13 protein-coding genes and 1 tRNA gene are annotated in these 14,926 nt (G+C 65.0%); 8 read left to right on the top strand and 6 right to left on the bottom strand.

Annotated elements, in window-relative coordinates:
- Positions 1 to 129 precede the first annotated feature (129 nt).
- Both PVE73_RS16445 and PVE73_RS16440 read left to right on the top strand, forming a co-directional pair.
- Positions 130 to 369: a hypothetical protein gene (locus PVE73_RS16445; RefSeq protein ID WP_277363277.1), complete on the top strand. Its 240-nt coding sequence runs from the start codon at positions 130 to 132 to the stop codon at positions 367 to 369.
- Between the two features lie 44 nt (positions 370 to 413).
- Positions 414 to 812 (top strand): VOC family protein, encoded by a 399-nt coding sequence (locus PVE73_RS16440; protein WP_277363276.1) that lies wholly within the window; start codon positions 414 to 416, stop codon positions 810 to 812.
- A gap of 133 nt (positions 813 to 945) precedes the next feature.
- On the opposite strand, the gene PVE73_RS16435 is transcribed toward PVE73_RS16440, so the two are convergent.
- The gene (locus PVE73_RS16435) at positions 946 to 1,587 is read right to left on the bottom strand and encodes a class I SAM-dependent methyltransferase (protein ID WP_277363275.1); all 642 of its coding nucleotides are present in this window, start codon (positions 1,585 to 1,587) and stop codon (positions 946 to 948) included.
- On the bottom strand, positions 1,584 to 2,501 hold the full coding sequence (locus tag PVE73_RS16430; protein WP_277363274.1) for an NAD(P)/FAD-dependent oxidoreductase: 918 nt from the start codon (positions 2,499 to 2,501) through the stop codon (positions 1,584 to 1,586). The genes PVE73_RS16435 and PVE73_RS16430 overlap by 4 nt, the downstream gene beginning before the upstream one ends.
- A 129-nt stretch (positions 2,502 to 2,630) precedes the next feature.
- Here PVE73_RS16430 and PVE73_RS16425 point away from each other — a divergent pair, with 129 nt between their 5' ends.
- The gene (locus PVE73_RS16425) at positions 2,631 to 3,098 is read left to right on the top strand and encodes an Rrf2 family transcriptional regulator (RefSeq protein WP_277363273.1); all 468 of its coding nucleotides are present in this window, start codon (positions 2,631 to 2,633) and stop codon (positions 3,096 to 3,098) included.
- A gap of 63 nt (positions 3,099 to 3,161) precedes the next feature.
- On the opposite strand, the gene PVE73_RS16420 is transcribed toward PVE73_RS16425, so the two are convergent.
- Both PVE73_RS16420 and PVE73_RS16415 read right to left on the bottom strand, forming a co-directional pair.
- A complete protein-coding gene (locus tag PVE73_RS16420) occupies positions 3,162 to 4,274 on the bottom strand; it encodes a pyridoxal phosphate-dependent aminotransferase (protein WP_277363272.1) in 1,113 nt (370 codons plus the stop codon).
- Between the two features lie 222 nt (positions 4,275 to 4,496).
- Positions 4,497 to 7,109 carry a PAS domain S-box protein gene (locus PVE73_RS16415; RefSeq protein WP_277363271.1) on the bottom strand — a complete coding sequence of 871 codons (2,613 nt, stop codon included), beginning with the start codon at positions 7,107 to 7,109 and terminating at the stop codon, positions 4,497 to 4,499.
- A gap of 490 nt (positions 7,110 to 7,599) precedes the next feature.
- Here PVE73_RS16415 and PVE73_RS16410 point away from each other — a divergent pair, with 490 nt between their 5' ends.
- Together PVE73_RS16410 and PVE73_RS16405 are read left to right on the top strand one after the other, a co-directional pair.
- Positions 7,600 to 8,337: a hypothetical protein gene (locus tag PVE73_RS16410; RefSeq protein ID WP_277363270.1), complete on the top strand. Its 738-nt coding sequence runs from the start codon at positions 7,600 to 7,602 to the stop codon at positions 8,335 to 8,337.
- A gap of 3 nt (positions 8,338 to 8,340) precedes the next feature.
- Positions 8,341 to 8,871 carry a hypothetical protein gene (locus PVE73_RS16405; protein WP_277363269.1) on the top strand — a complete coding sequence of 177 codons (531 nt, stop codon included), beginning with the start codon at positions 8,341 to 8,343 and terminating at the stop codon, positions 8,869 to 8,871.
- Positions 8,872 to 8,999: 128 nt separating this feature from the next.
- On the opposite strand, the gene PVE73_RS16400 is transcribed toward PVE73_RS16405, so the two are convergent.
- Positions 9,000 to 9,090 (bottom strand) — tRNA-Ser (locus tag PVE73_RS16400).
- A gap of 498 nt (positions 9,091 to 9,588) precedes the next feature.
- Between PVE73_RS16400 and PVE73_RS16395 the strand changes: the two genes are divergently transcribed.
- A complete protein-coding gene (locus tag PVE73_RS16395) occupies positions 9,589 to 10,719 on the top strand; it encodes a porin (protein ID WP_277363268.1) in 1,131 nt (376 codons plus the stop codon).
- Between the two features lie 352 nt (positions 10,720 to 11,071).
- Here the strand turns inward: PVE73_RS16395 and PVE73_RS16390 are convergent, their stop codons facing one another.
- Positions 11,072 to 13,117 carry a lytic transglycosylase domain-containing protein gene (locus PVE73_RS16390; RefSeq protein WP_277363267.1) on the bottom strand — a complete coding sequence of 682 codons (2,046 nt, stop codon included), beginning with the start codon at positions 13,115 to 13,117 and terminating at the stop codon, positions 11,072 to 11,074.
- Between the two features lie 385 nt (positions 13,118 to 13,502).
- Between PVE73_RS16390 and dapA the strand changes: the two genes are divergently transcribed.
- Positions 13,503 to 14,384, top strand: a complete 882-nt coding sequence (gene dapA / locus PVE73_RS16385) for a 4-hydroxy-tetrahydrodipicolinate synthase (RefSeq protein ID WP_277363266.1) — start codon at positions 13,503 to 13,505, stop codon at positions 14,382 to 14,384.
- Positions 14,385 to 14,411: 27 nt separating this feature from the next.
- Positions 14,412 to 14,885 (top strand): SsrA-binding protein SmpB, encoded by a 474-nt coding sequence (gene smpB / locus PVE73_RS16380; protein ID WP_277363265.1) that lies wholly within the window; start codon positions 14,412 to 14,414, stop codon positions 14,883 to 14,885.
- Positions 14,886 to 14,926 lie beyond the last annotated feature (41 nt).

Here is a 14,926-nt window from a genome sequence, read left to right as displayed (position 1 = left end):
TTTAATTCACGCAACGAAAGCCGGTTTCGCCGCGGGAAAGGTGGGATGGGCGGTCGGCCTGCCATCGGAACCGAAGGCCGGCACACGTCATTGAGCCTATGGAATGTTTCAACGCAAAGGAGTCCTGCCATGGCCACGTTGACCAGGGAAGGCGTGCACCGCATTCTGGGTCCGGTGGACAACGCGCTTCTGGCGGAGATCGCTGCTGTCGACTGCTCCGAGCAGGAGCTTGCGGAAGCCCATGCCTGGGTCATGAACGACGAGGCGCTGGTGAATGACTTCCGCCCGATGCCCAACGGCAGGGTGGCGGAGCTGGTGGACATCCTGTCCCGCCGTTTCGGCCCCGGCGGCGAGGAGGACATGGCCTGAGGGCCGGCAGCCGCGGGCGCTCGGCCCGGGAGAGGGAGAACGACATGCCCCGTTCCAGGATCCGCCGCACGATGTACAACATCGCCGCCGACGACCTCGCGGCGGTGCGGGATTTCTACGCGAACCTCCTCGACATGGAGGTGATCTATGACAGCGACTGGTACAAGGTTCTGGTGCCGAGGGAGGGGCCGCGTTTCGAGCTCGGCATCATCGCCCGCAGCAGCGAGGTGGCCCCCGCCGTGGCCGCGCGGCCGCCGGGCGGAGGCTACCTTACCTTCGTGGTGGAGGAGGTTCTGGTCGCCTTCGAGCAGGCCAGGGCCATGGGTGCGGAGATCCTCGAACCGCCGACGGACCTCTTTTACGGTCAGCGCCGGCTGCTCCTGCGTGACCCTGCCGGCACGCTTCTCGATATCTCCTCGCCCGTCCCCCAGACGACGGCGTGAGGCCGCCTGGCTGGAACGAGGATAGCCGGCGATTCGGTTGGCTGTCCCTGAGCCGGCTGGCAGGCAGTGCGGACGTTGGATGCATGACCCGCATTCGCGGCGCGCTTTTCGTTTGCGCCCTTGTCTCCTGCATTCAGATTCGGCCGAGAAAGATTACGTTGTCGCGGACCATGGCTGTCTGGCCGTTCGGCCCCGTGGCTTGTCGCTCGACGGTGTCGACGCGCAGACGGGCCCAGTCCCGGTCGCTCAGCGCGAGAGAGGCCAGCGACGCTTCGGCGTCGGGAAAATGCATGTCGGGCGGCGCCGAGGACCACGGTGAGCGGGAGGCATGTTCGACGATGAGCAGGTGCCCACCCGGCGCAACGGCCCCCGCGGCCCGCCTCAGAACGGCCGCGCGTGGAAACGCGACAGGTGATTGCAGGAAGCTTGCGGTGACAAGTCCGAACTGCCCTTGCGGAAAGGACTCCGACAGGTCGTGCTGCTCGAAGGTGATGCGGTCTTCCACGCCGGCGCGCCGCGCGTTGGCTGCAGCATAGCCAAGCGCCGTGGACGAGATGTCCACCGCGACGACCGTCCAGCCCTGGCGTGCCAGCCAGACGGCATCGTCGCCCCTGGCGCAGCCGAGTTCCAGCGCGCGCCCGGGCATCAGGGGTTGGGCGCATTGCTGGAGCGCCATTCCGGGCTTGCCGCTCGATCCGGGTGAAGAGCCCCGGTAGCGTTCTTCCCAGAACCGTTCGGCGTCCGTCCCTTGCATATCCTCAATTCCCTTGCTCATTTTTGTGCGCGCTCCTCATAGCCATGGATCAACGAGTGATGGGCGCCGCCTGCCGCCATGACGCCGGCGGCGGCAGCGAGCGTCGCGTTCGCCATCGGGCTGGCTGCATCCCCCGCGGCGAAGGCACCGGGCACGGAGGTCTGCTGCCGGCCGTCCACGGCGATGAACGGTCCGGTCGGACCGTCCTTGAAGGCGCAGCCGAGCCTTTCCGCCAGGTCGCTCGCGGGCACCGTCTGCGGCGCGACGAACAGGCCGCAGAGTTCGACCGTTCTGCCATCGGCAAGGCGGACGGCCTCGAGCGCGGGGCTTGCGCCGAGAAGTTCCGCCACCGGTGTCGGCTCGATCGTCACGCCGCGCGCCGCGAGACCTGCCTGTTGGTCCGGCGTGGGCACGAAAATGCCCTGGGTGAACAGCGTTGTCGGTCCCCAGTCCGGCACCAGCATGGCCTGATGGAGGGCCGTGTCGCCGCTGACCAGAACGCCCAGAGGGCGCTGATCCAGTTCGTAGCCATGGCAGTAGGGACAGTGCAGAACGCTGATCCCCCAGCGTTCTTGCAGACCAGGAAGCGCGGGCAGAATGTCCCGGACGCCCGTTGCAAGGATGAGGCGCTTGGCGACCTCTTCCCGGCCATTCGTCAGCGACACGCGGAACCCTTGATCGACTGGAGCCGCATCCACGGCTTCGCCTTCATAGCGCTCCACCGTCCCATAGGCGGCAAGCTGCTGAGCGGCCGTCGCGATGATGGCGGACGGTGGCTGCCCATCCTGCCCGAGAAACCCGTGCGAGGCGTGGGCAAAGCGGTTGCGGGGACGCCCGGCGTCCACCAGCAGAACGCGTCGCCGGGCGCGGCCCAGCTGCAAGGCCGCCGCCTGCCCGGCGAAGCTCCCACCGACAATGAGGACATCGAAAACCATGAAAATACTCCGGTTATGCATCTTATTAAGTTACGTGAACTGCCCGGAGGTCGTCAACTCATAAAACTCACATTGTTACGAGAAAAGCGCGGTGCTACATATCGGTGCGAACCGGAAAGGACGGAACCGATGCCACGCGACAGCCGCATGTCCCGCATGCTCCATGTGCTGATACACATGGACCGGCACGTTGAGCGCGCCACCTCGGAGGAGATCTCCAGGATGCTGGGAACGAATCCCGTCGTGGTGCGCCGGATGATGTCCGGCCTGCGCGAAAAAGGCTACGTCACCTCCGAAAAGGGCCATGGCGGAGGTTGGGAGCTGGCCTGCAGCCTGGACGCCATTACGCTGCTGGACGTCTATCGGGCCATCGGCGAACCGCCGCTGTTCAGCATCGGTCCACATGCCGATCATCCCGACTGCCTTGTCGAGCAGGCGGTGGACGCGCGTATGGAAAAGACGTTGGGCGAGGCAGAGGCCTTGCTCATGGCGCGGTTCGGGACGATCACCGTCGCCGATGTGGCAGATGATTTCGAGCGGCGTCTGGCGAGCCGCTCGGCGCGGGCCGGTGCGGATGGGGTCTGCTCGGACACCTAGCCATTGAAACCGCGGCAAACGCGCAGAACCTTCGCTCCGGGTCTTGCTGCGGCCCGGACAAGATCAGCCCCGCCGCGCCGCCTCCAGCGCCGCGCCCAGTTCCTCTTCGAAAACCGCGATCTCGGCCTCAGGCGCCACGCTCACGCGGATGCAACGGTCGAGGCGGGGAGCCATGGGCTTGCGCACGAAGACGTCGCGCTCGCCGAGCGCCTGGAGCACCCGCATGGCGAAGGCGCCGTCCCCGCGGCAGTCGATCGTCACGAAATTCGTGGCGGAGGGAAGGGGGAGAAGGCCGTGCGCCTCGGCGATGCCGGCGATGCGCCGGCGGCATGCGTCGACGGAATCGATAACCCAGCGCAGATGCGCCTGGTCGGCGGTCGCGGCAAGCGCCGCCGCCTGCGTCATGCGCGTGATGCCGAAATGATTGCGCACCTTGTCGAAGGCGCGGATGACCTCGGCCTCGCCGATCGCATAGCCGCAGCGCAGGCCCGCGAGCCCGTAGGCCTTGGAGAAGGTGCGCATGCGCAGCACATTGGGCCGCGAAGGGTCGAGCGGCGGAAGGGCGGAGGCGGGCGCCGTCTCGCTATAGGCCTCGTCGAGCACGAGCAGCGTGGTTTCGGGAAGCGCGGCGATGAAGCGCTCGATCTCGCCTGCCTCCCACCAGGTGCCCATGGGATTGTCGGGATTGGAGAGATAGACGATGCGGACATCCTCGCGCCGTGCCGCCTCGAGAAGCCCGTCCAGGCTTTCCCGGTCGCTCTCGTAGGGCACGGTGACGAGCCGGCCGCCGAAGCCCGCCACGTGGTAGTTGAAGGTGGGATAGGCGCCGAGCGAGGTGACCACGGGATCCCCCGGCTGCACATATTGGCGCACAACGAGTCCGAGCAGCCCGTCTATGCCTTCGCCCACCGTGAGATTCTGCGCCGGCACGCCGAGAATGGCGGAGAGCGCCTGCCTGAGCTCGAAACTGTCCGGATCGCCGTATTTCCACATCTCCGGCGCGGCTGCCCGCATCGTCTCCACCACCCGCGGCGAGGGGCCGAAGCCGTTCTCGTTGGCGCCGAGCCGCGCCCGGAACGGCCGGCCGCGGGTACGCTCCTGCGTCTCCGGGCCGACGAAGGGGACCGTGGCCGGCAGGCTTTCGACAAGCAGGGTGAGGGAAGGGCGGCTGGGCATGAAGGCGTCTCACATCTTTCGCTCTGGAACCGGACGGGCGTGATCCGGTGAGCATACGGGCCGACGAAGTCTTTGTGGAGCCGGCGCATGCAAAGATGACGGGCCGAAACCTCGACCCGCTGATCCCGACGACGATGGTGGCTGTTCTATCTGAGCGAGCCTGACGAACCTTTCGCCGCGGCGGAGGCTGGCCCGCAACCTCCCGTCCGGAGCCGTTGACGGTCAGCTCTTCTTCTGTCGAATGGGGACGACCTTTCCCTCCGTGGCCGTGAGCCGGGCGATCATGGCGAGCGCATCCTGACGCATGAAGGGCTTGCCGATCATCGGGGCATGACGGAAGGCCTCCGGAAGCCCGTCGCGCTCATAGCCGGTCAGGAACGAAAACGGGACGCCCCGGCGGGTGAGTTCCGCGGCGAGATCGCCCACCTGCTCGCCTGACAGGTTGGCGTCGAGCAGGGCCGCATCGTAGCCGCCTTCCGCGATGAGTTGGTGCGCCTTTTCCGGCGTGGCGGCCGGTCCCACGACGATGCAGCCCGCCTCCGAGAGCGTGGAGGCGATGTCCATGGCGATGAGCGATTCGTCCTCCACGACGAGCACGCGCTTGCCGCCGAGATCGGGAAGGGCTTCCTTCTCCGTGCGGGCGCGGGGGGACATCGCCTTGAGCGGGTCCATGAAGCCGCCGCCTTGCGGCTGCGCGCGATCGGGGATCGGCAGCATGATCTCGCACCGCACGCCCTCGGCGCGGTAATGGATGGAGACCTCGCCGCCATGGGCTGCGAGGCTCTTCTCGATCAGCGACGTGCCGAAACCGCGCCTGGTGGGGACCTCCACGGGCGGACCGCCGCTCTCCTGCCAGACGAGGAGAAGGCTGCTCCCGGCCGCGCTTTTCACCTCCCAGTCCACCGACAGACGACCTTCCGGCACGGAAAGGGAGCCGTATTTGCGGGCATTGGTGCCAAGCTCGTGCAGCACCAGCGCCAGATGCAGCGCGGGCTGCGGATCGAGCGTCAGCGACGGGCCGGAAAGCACGATCCGCTCATCCTCGGCCTCGCCGAGCAGAAGCTGATCTCTGAGCAGGATCCCGACGTCGGCGCCCTGCCAGGAATTGTGGGTGAGCACGTCGTGCATGCGGGCAAGCGCGCGGATCCTGCCGCTGAAGCTCGTGGCGAACTCTGCCGGGCTGCTGGCCAGCCGCACCGTCTGGTTGGCGATGGACTGCACGGTGGCGAGCGTGTTCTTGACCCGATGGTTGAGCTCGCCGATGAGGAGGCGCTGGAGTTGTTCGACGCGCTTGCGGTCGGTGATGTCACGCGCCACTTTCGACGCGCCGATGACCCTGCCCGTTCGGTCGTGCACGGGTGAAACGGTGAGGGAGACGTCGATGCGCCGGCCATCCTTGCGGATGCGCTCCGTCTCGAGCGTCCTGATCGGTTCGCCGCGCTGGAGCCGGGACAGTATCTCTTCTTCCTCGCTGTAGAGTTCCGGCGGGATGATGGTGGTGATCGGCCGGCCGACGATCTCGTCCGCCGTGTAGCCGAAGACGTGTTCCGCGCCGGCATTCCAGGACCTGACGATGCCCTGCAGCGTCTTGCTGACGATGGCGTCGCTGGAGGAGGCGACGATGGCCGCCAGATGCGCCGATTCCATCTCCGCCTCGTGGCGCCGGGTAATGTCTTCGAGGAGGTTGACGGCGCCCGTCAGGCGCCCCTGCGCATCGAAGAGGGGCGCGGGATGCGGCATGTAGCGGACCGTGCTGCCGTCGGGGCGCTCCCCTATAAGCTCGATCCCGTCGACGGCCGTCTTCTCGCGCAGGGCGCGGGCGAGCGGTATGTCGTCCGGGGCGAGCGGCTCGCCCTCGGTCGTGCGGATGCGCCAGAAGATGGAGTAGCGGTCGACGCCGACCTGCGGCTCGCGGCCGGCCAGCGCCGCCGCCGCGCGATTGAAATAGGTGACGATGCCATCGGCATCGGTCGTGAAGATCGCCAGCGGAATGCTTTCGAGCACGTTGCGGAAACGCAGTTCGCTCTCGCGGATTCTCTCCTCGGCGAGTTTCGTCTTCGTCACGTCCTGGGTGAAGCAGCGGGTGCGCAAGAAGATTCCGTCGCGGAAGCAGCCGTTCGACGTGATGAGCACGTGGCGGATGGAGCCGTCCTTCGCCCTGAGCCTGGCGGGATAGCGGTCCAGCGCCTCTCCGCTCGACAGCCGGTTCAATATATCCGCGATCACGGGCTCGTCGGCGTGGAAGTCGGCGATGTGCCGGCCGATATACTCGGACCGCTCATAGCCGAGCATGTCGAGCTCCGCCCGGTTGGCGCGCAGGATGGTGCCGTCCTGGGCCACCACGTGCAGGCCGATGGCGGCATTCTCGAAGAAGTCGTCGAGATCGTCCTTGCTGCGCTGGAACTCCTCCTGGGCCTCCGCGAGCTGCGAGATGTCCTGGAAGCAGTTGATCGCTCCGGCGAAATTCCCGCCCGCGTCGAACAGCGGATCGATATTGACGAGCGCGGTGACGCGCGTGCCGTCCGGGCGCTCCACGATCACGCGCAGGTCCTTTGCCGGCTGGTGGTCGCGCAGGACGTCCGCCATGGGTGTCTTGTCGTGCGGCAGCGGGCTGCCGTCGGGCAGGAAGAGTGCATGGGCGCCGCAGAAGCGCTCATCCGTGTCGCCGATCCTGGGCGTTCGCCCCCACAACTCGGCGGCCTTGCGGTTGAACCGGGTGATGCGGCCGTCCGCTGCGCAGCAGTAGACGCCGATCGGCAGCGCCTCCAGGAGGGCTGCGGACTCGATGGAGTCGTGCGGTGTCGGAGGCTCGAACGCGACTGTGGAATCGTCCATCACATCTCTCGGCATGAAAAGAGCATCGAACGTCCGAGGACGGTATTTGTTCCCGAAAAAAAGAGCAACGAACCTTCGAGGACGGTATTTGTCCGGGCAGGAGCGATTTTCCAGAGGCGCTGTGGTTTGCGCGTGCGACACGCTCAAATCTTCAACGCCGGGACGTGGTGCACGCGGGCGCGGATTCTTATGGAACCCTGCCAATCCTGCGAAGCTCGGAAAGCGAGGCAGGATGGCGGGCCGAGAACGGCGAAACGGAGAACTACGTCTACGCTATAGCCCTCTATGCCCCTCCTTAATGTGGATGGTTCCGACGATCTTAGGCGTTTCGGAGCTAGGCGCGTCGGCCTTGTTCAACTCCTCCCGCACCGGGCAATGATGGCGTCCGCTTGGGCAAGGGAATGTGGCGCTATTCAAAAACAGAATTCTTGTAGGTTGACTGAAACTGCTCCAAAATTGCGCAATCATCAATTCACGCTGGGGGGCGTCAGTGGCTACCGAATTTAACCTACCGGGTTCCTCGTTCGAGGAAGTCCAAAAAATCATGAAGGGGTACAGCAGTGCTCCTGACCAGGCATCGCTGGATAACTTGGCTAGGCTTACAGGAATTCATAAGACGGTCATTAGCAGGAACAACAAATTCCTGACCGACGTCGGCCTCATCACAGGTGGAATGAAAAAGAGTGCCACCGAGTTGGGTAAGAAGCTTGGCCGCGCGCTCGACCATAAGCAAGTTGAAGATGCTCGGAATTACTGGAAGGAAGCTGTCCAGGGCAACGAGAAAGTATCTGGGCTCGTTACCACCGTTCGCATTAAAGGCGGCATGACTGAGAGAGATTTCTCCGATCATGTGCTGTATGTATCTGGTCAGAAAAACACCTCGGGCAATAAAACGGGGGCTCGCTGCGTTGTTGATGTATTGCTCGCAGCAAAGCTGCTTGAGGAGGAAAATGGCAAGCTGGTAGTGTCCGCTGCCCCAGCTAAAGAATCGCTTGCGGACGTCAAGCCGACAGCCGTTTCCTCAGACGCCTCTGCGACGGAGGAAACCGAGGATGAGAATGGGGTGGGCACGCTCCCTCCCACCTTGCCGGCAATTCCCAATAACGCGAATCTCACCCCACAGATTGCGATCAATATTCAGCTACACCTTCCGGAAACCGAGAATGCGGAGGTGTACGAGAAACTGTTTAAGGCTCTCCGCGAACATCTCCTCAGTCCGAGGGATTGACCGATGGGGCTTGAGGATTGGGCCACCCGAGTCAGCGGGGCGCGGCGGGCGGCGCACAATGTTCTGGCAAAGCATGAAAGCGCAGCATCGCGCATAGTGCTTTTGGAGGATCTCTCAAAACATCTTTCCGGGACTCCTGTGGACGTGCAGGATTATTTCAGCGAAGCAATCTCATGCCTCGAAAACGAACTGTACCGGTCGGGCATCGTTTTAGCTTGGGCGGGGCACTTCCATGTGTTTTCCGAAGTGTGTTTTCAAAAGCATGAAGCCGACATCCGGGCCGCGCGCCCGAAGTGGGCGTTCAAAGACCTCGCGGAACTGAAGGAATTAGTTGCGGAGTCGCAATTTCTGACCGTTGCGAAGGACGTGAAATTCACGACCAAGGCCAAGCTCCGAATTCTTGATGGACAGCTATCGCTGCGCAACCAGTGCGCCCACCCGACTCTCTACCGTCCAAGCATGAACGCGGCCATTGGGTATGTTGATGACATGATCCGGCAGACGCTTGCATATCTTCCGCAGCCCTCGCCTTAAACACACAGAGTCGCCTCGAAGATGGCTCCTTGTCGTTTCAGAGCATCTCATCCCGCCGCATTCCATTATTTTTAGAAAGGCAGGTGATCCTGAAAGCCATGCAGAAGTCCTGCAAAGTATGGCAAAAATGGCGGAGAGGATGGGATTCGAACCCACGAGGCCCTTTTGGGGCCTACTCCCTTAGCAGGGGAGCGCCTTCGACCACTCGGCCACCTCTCCGGTATCCGGACATAGCGGCAACCCCCAGCGAATGCAAGGCGGGGGAAGGGCCCGGGCACGGGGAAAACCGGCCGGCCCCGTGCGAGAGCATCCGGCGAATCTTACAGATCGTCGCATTCCCGTTCCGGCCGGCGATCCCGCAGGTCGAATCGGCGAGGATAGAGGCCGGCCCGGATCACCATGATTCGTGTTCTTGCCGCGCGTCTGGTGCGTGATTCAGGTGGCTTGCAAGGACGAACCGGGCGGATATCCTTACCAGATTGCTAACGCCGGCCGCAGTATCGTGGCTTTTGTGCAACAGGTTCTTTGCATAGCATCGTCCAACCCCGGCCATGGCGGCAATGACGGTTGAACAAGGACGCGCCATCGGTAATGTCAGCCACGGAGAAGGGGCGCCAGGGGCGCAACTTTTCACACGTTGGGGATGGGGCAGGGAACGCTGTCCTTCAGCAAAAGATACCCAGACCCTTTCTTTAGAACTTTGACTGGAGGTCAGAAATGAACATCAAGAGCCTTCTGATTGGCTCCGCGGCTCTCTCAGCAGTCGCGACGGGCGCCCAGGCGGCCGATGCCATCGTCGTTCCGGAGCCGGAGCCGATGGAATACGTGCGCGTCTGCGACGTCTACGGCGCAGGCTTCTTCTACATCCCGGGGACCGAGACCTGCCTGAAGATCGGCGGCTATGTCCGTTACGAGATCGGCTACTCCGACGGCGACATCTCCGAGCAGGAAGGCTGGCGCAAGATGGCGCGCGCCACGGTGACGCTCGACGCCCGTTCCGAGACCGAATACGGCACGTTGGGTGGCTTCATCGAGCTGCGCTTCCAGTCCGGCACGGACTATCCGGAGTATGTCGGCCCGCTCGTGAACGAGGGCGAGTACCTCTCTTACGACGTCACCTCGGCGACCTCGCGCGTGCAGCAGGCGATCATCGCGCTGGGCGGTCTCTCCATGGGTATCGCCGACACCCTCTATGCTGCCGGCCTTTCAGGTGAGTTCGACCGTCCAAGCGACCCCCGCGTCCACTTCATCCGTTACACCTTCGACGGCGCCAACGGCTTCCAGGCCGCGGTGGCTCTCGAAGAGGTCGACGAAGGCTACGACTGGACGCCGAATGTCGTCGGTAAGGTCGGCTTCGCCCAGGGCTGGGGCGGCGTGAACGTGTGGGGCGCCTATGACGCCACCGCTGAGGAGTTCGCGATCAAGGCCATCGCCGCCGCGAACCTCACCCAGGCTCTCTGGCTCGAGGCGATCGGTACCTATGAGAGCGGCATCAACTTCTACTCGGTTGATCCGGACGACGCCACGGGCGGCGACTTCTTCGGCGGCACGATCCTTGAGGGCTTCCGCGAGGGTGCCGAGTGGTCGGCCGGCGGTCTCATCGGCTACAAGTTCAACCCGCGCTTCAAGGCCTCGCTCGGCGCCCAGTACTTCAGCAATGTCGGTCATGACGCCGGCACCGCCTTCTACGGCGGCGAGGTCGACGCTCTCCGCGCCGGCGCCACGCTCGATTACGCGATCGTGGAGAACTTCACAGCCAAGCTGGCCGTCAACTACACGAGCTTCGACCTGCCCACGGGCGATCTCGACCAGTGGCACGGCTTCCTGCGGTTCGACCGCAAGTTCTAATCTCGGTTAGAGCAGAAGCTTGAAGACCCGGCGGGCTTGCCCGCCGGGTTTTTCTTTTGAGGCGCTTCGCTGGTGACGATGGGTGCCGGTGAGGTGTTTATCTTCCGAAATGGAATCGTTCCGAATGGGGATGATAAGGTCTGCCCGGCCATCCCTCTTGAAGGGGGGGCGTCCGACAGCTTCCTGGATCGGTTCTCTTCTGTTGCGGTCTGCGACAGTTGTCGCGACGGCTGATCGCCTTCCTCGTGGGGAGATGGCCGGCGAGCGAGCGGGAGGCGCGAAGGGCGTCGGCCCGTCCGGATGGTCACCCCCGAATGCAATTCGCTCCAGGGGGAGCCCCGCCGGCCTTGCGCTAGCCTCGGCCGTCCACCAGATCGTTCACGATGTCGAAGCGGCCGGTGAGCCGCATCTTGTAGACCTGATAGTTCTCCATCACGCGCTGCACATAGTTGCGCGTCTCGGTGAAAGGGATGCGCTCGATCCAGTCCACCACCGCCTCGATGGGCTGGCCGCGCGGATCGCCATAGCGCTCGATCCAGTCATTGGCGCGGCCGGGGCCGGCATTGTAGCCCACGAAGGTGAGGATGTAGGAGCCGTCGAACCGCTCCAGCTGCTCGCTCAGATAGGCCGCGCCAAGCGTTGCGTTATAGCCGGCATCGGAGGTGAGCCGCGTCGCGGAGAAGGGCAGTCCCTCCTTCTTGGCCATCGATCGGGCCGTGGCGGGCATGAGCTGCAGCAGCCCGCGCGCGCCGGCACCCGAGACCGCGCCGGCATTGAACTCGCTCTCCTGCCGGGCAATCGCATAGGCGAGCGCCTTGCCCGCGCCGGAGATCGAGGCCTTTTCCGGTATGGCGCCCAGCGGGTGCGCCAGCGCGCCGATATCAAGGCCGCGCCCGGCCGCGATCTTGCCCATCCGCAGCGCCAGGTAGTGGTCGCCCCGGCGTTCCGCCTTGGCCGCGAGCAGGGCGAGTTCGCCCGTGCTGGAAAGCTCGCGGGCGAGATCGCGGTAGAGCATCCCGGCCCACCGTTCGCCGCCGGCCCTCTCCAGCCGTTCGATGGCATGGACGGCTTCCCGAGCCGCGAAGGTCTTGCGGTCCGTAGCGGTCGGCTCGGGAGAGCGGGCGGAGATGGTGCTGCGCCCCAGATGCGCCGCCGCAAGCTGGCCGTAGAAGGCGGTGCCGTAGGCGGCGGCCTGCTCATAATAGGCGACGGCGCTGCCCGGCCCGCCGGCATCGGCCGCACGGGCGAGCCAGTAATAGGCGCGCGCCTTCGAGATCGGCCCGTCGGCGATTTCCGCGATCCGGGCGAAGTGGCGGGAGGCCGTCTCGGGCTCCTTCAATTCGCGCAGCGCATACCAGCCGGCATGGAAGGCGGCATCCGCGCGGCTCGCTTCGCTGCCGCCGGAATGGGCGGCGGCAACGCGGTAGGCGGTGCGCGGGTCGCCGTGGTCCAGAAGCTCGCGCGAGAGCACGCGCCGCTCGAACCACCATTCGTCGGCGTCGATCAGCATGGATGCGTCGCGCGGGGCGGCGAGGATCGCCTTTGCCGCCTCGTCGAACTTGCCCGCCCGGCGCAGATAGCGCGCTTTCGCGAAGTGATAGCCCGCCGAGCGCTGGTCGGCCGGCACGGCTTCGAGCAGCTTTCCGGCGTTCTTCTCGCCGCGGATGACCGCCGCCCACGCCTTGGTGAGCGCCTCCGCGCCGGCGCGCGCAGCCACCCGCTCGGCCGAGCGGATCCGGTCCTCATAGAGCATGCGCTCCATGCGGTGGCGATGATCCGACACGGCGATGAGATCGCCGAATTCTTTCAGGATCGCGGTCTCCTGCGCGGCTTCGAGCTTCTCATCGCGCCAGAAGGGGGAAAGCACCGCGCGCGCGGCCTCCACATCGCCGAGCGCCACATGCGCGCGGGCAAGCGCCACCGTACCGTAATAGGTGGTGGGGGACGTGTCGGCGAAGGCGGCGACGACGTCGCGTGCGGGCGGATTCTCGCGATAGAGCGCACGCTCGCCGTTGGCGCGCAGCCGCGCCAGGCCGGGCCAGCCGGAAAGCTCGTCGGCGGCCGCGGTGATCTCGGCGCTCGGAGCGGCCCCCGACATGGCGATAGCCCAGCTGAGGATGTGGCGGTCGAGCGAACCGGACGCCGCCGCATCGCGCGCCTTCATGGCGTCTGCGGCATCGCCCCTGGCGAGCGCGTCGAGCCCCTCTTTGAGCGTGGCGAGGTTCTTCTCCAGCAGCAGCCCCGCGGAAAAGGGAATGGACGCCACCGCCGATGCCTTGTCCAGCGGTGCGTATGGGCGCGGTTCCGGCAAGGGCGCATCCGCCGGCAGTTCGAAGGCCTGGGCGCCCGCCCCGTGAAGGAACACGAGCGCGAGCGCTGTAAGCGCGGCTTTCCTCATCGACAACCCCGTGTGTTCCGGGCTTTTCTCCGGAGCGAATCCGCTTCGCAAGGCAAATCCGCCCGCCTCCTTTTTACCCGCCCGAGGGTGAAACGCTCCTTAACCGAACGTTATCGCAAAAGGTGGCACTGTACGAATTCCCCATTTGCAACCCGGCGTGGCAAGATTAGGGCGCAGGCCTGTGCCCCTAAAATTCTGTGGTGTGGCCCGTGCGGATCGGATAGAAGCGCGCGATGGTCTCCGCCGGGATGCGGGGTTCCCGTGCATTTTGCAGCCGGCTGGAAACCTTTCGTCTGCAATTCCGCAGTAATGTGGCTAAACAGTTGGTGTGGCCGCGCCCGGAACTGCCGCAGGCGCCGCCCGAGAGGAGATCGGAGATTTCTCGATGTTCAGGGGTTCCATGACCGCGCTGGTGACGCCGTTCCGCCAGGATGGAAGCCTGGACAAAGAGGCGTTCGCGAGCCTGGTGGAATGGCAGATCGCGGAGGGCACGACCGGGCTGGTGCCCGTCGGCACGACGGGCGAGTCGCCCACGCTCACCCATGAGGAGCACCGCGAGGTGGTGCGCCTGTGCGTGGAGGTTGCGGCGAGGCGCGTGCCCGTGATCGCCGGCGCGGGCTCGAACTCGACGCGCGAGGCGATCGGCTTCGTGGAGCATGCGGAGAAGGTGGGGGCGGATGCAGTCCTCGTCGTCACGCCCTATTACAACAAGCCCAACCAGCAGGGGCTCTACGAACATTTCGCGGCCGTGGCGCGGGCCACAGGCCTGCCGATCTTCATCTACAACATCCCGCCGCGCTCGGTCATCGACATGGCGCCCGAGACGATGGGGCGGCTTGCCCGCGACTTCAGGAACGTCGTGGGCGTGAAGGACGCCACCGGAAAGGTGGAGCGTGTGTCGGAACAGCGGATCACCTGTGGCAAGGATTTCATCCAGCTTTCCGGCGAGGATGCCTCCGCGCTCGGCTTCAACGCGCATGGCGGGGTGGGATGCATCTCGGTGACGGCCAATGTGGCGCCCCGGCTTTGCGCCGAGTTCCAGGAAGCCTCGCTCAACGGCGACAGGGAGAAGGCGCTTGTCCTCCAGGACCGGCTGATGCCGCTGCACAAGGCGCTGTTCATCGAGCCGGGACTCTGCGGTTCCAAATATGCGCTGTCGCGCCTTGGGAAGGTGGAGAACGCCGTTCGCCTGCCGCTCGTCACCGTAGAGGCTTCCACCGCTGAGAAGATCGATGCGGCGATGAAGCATGCGGGCCTCTTGAACTGACGCGCATTCGCGCGCATTTCCCTGCCCATGGCCAAAGACAAGAACACGAACACCAGGACGGTTGCCGACAATCGCAAGGCGCGCTTCGCCTATGAGGTGATGGACACGCTGGAGGCGGGCCTCGTGCTTGCGGGCACGGAGGTGAAGTCGCTGCGCGAGGGGCACGCCAACATCCAGGAATCCTATGCTTCCGTGGAGGGCGGCGAGATCTGGCTGATCAACGCCCATATCCCGGAATATTTCGCCGGCAACCGCTTCAACCATGAGCCGCGCCGCCGCCGCAAGCTGCTCCTTTCCAAGAAGGAGATCGCGCGCATGGCGCAGGCGGTGGAGCGCGAGGGCATGACCATGGTGCCCCTCAAGCTCTACTTCAACGAGCGCGGCATCGCCAAGCTGCAGCTCGCCGTCGCGCGCGGCAAGAAGCTGCACGACAAGCGCGAGACCCTGAAGCAGCGCGACTGGAACCGGGAGCAGGCGAGGCTGCTGAAGGAGAGGGGGTGAAGAAGCGAATAGCGAACAGGGAGTAGCGAGTAGGGCGGTCG

This window comes from Chelativorans sp. AA-79 (genome assembly GCF_029457495.1).
Classification (GTDB): Bacteria; Pseudomonadota; Alphaproteobacteria; order Rhizobiales; family Rhizobiaceae; genus Chelativorans.
The sequence above is the reverse complement of the archived record's forward strand: the minus strand, read 5'-3'. Positions and strand labels throughout refer to the sequence as shown.

Excerpts from the sequence above, each read along its gene's own strand:
- PVE73_RS16445 (WP_277363277.1), top strand. The coding sequence starts at position 130 with ATGGCCACGTTGACCAGGGAAGGCGTGCACCGCATTCTGGGTCCGGTG.
- PVE73_RS16440 (WP_277363276.1), top strand. The coding sequence starts at position 414 with ATGCCCCGTTCCAGGATCCGCCGCACGATGTACAACATCGCCGCCGAC.
- PVE73_RS16435 (WP_277363275.1), bottom strand. The coding sequence starts at position 1,587 with ATGAGCAAGGGAATTGAGGATATGCAAGGGACGGACGCCGAACGGTTC.
- PVE73_RS16430 (WP_277363274.1), bottom strand. The coding sequence starts at position 2,501 with ATGGTTTTCGATGTCCTCATTGTCGGTGGGAGCTTCGCCGGGCAGGCG.
- PVE73_RS16425 (WP_277363273.1), top strand. The coding sequence starts at position 2,631 with ATGCCACGCGACAGCCGCATGTCCCGCATGCTCCATGTGCTGATACAC.
- PVE73_RS16420 (WP_277363272.1), bottom strand. The coding sequence starts at position 4,274 with ATGCCCAGCCGCCCTTCCCTCACCCTGCTTGTCGAAAGCCTGCCGGCC.
- PVE73_RS16415 (WP_277363271.1), bottom strand. The coding sequence starts at position 7,109 with ATGGACGATTCCACAGTCGCGTTCGAGCCTCCGACACCGCACGACTCC.
- PVE73_RS16405 (WP_277363269.1), top strand. The coding sequence starts at position 8,341 with ATGGGGCTTGAGGATTGGGCCACCCGAGTCAGCGGGGCGCGGCGGGCG.
- PVE73_RS16395 (WP_277363268.1), top strand. The coding sequence starts at position 9,589 with ATGAACATCAAGAGCCTTCTGATTGGCTCCGCGGCTCTCTCAGCAGTC.
- PVE73_RS16390 (WP_277363267.1), bottom strand. The coding sequence starts at position 13,117 with ATGAGGAAAGCCGCGCTTACAGCGCTCGCGCTCGTGTTCCTTCACGGG.
- dapA (WP_277363266.1), top strand. The coding sequence starts at position 13,503 with ATGTTCAGGGGTTCCATGACCGCGCTGGTGACGCCGTTCCGCCAGGAT.
- smpB (WP_277363265.1), top strand. The coding sequence starts at position 14,412 with ATGGCCAAAGACAAGAACACGAACACCAGGACGGTTGCCGACAATCGC.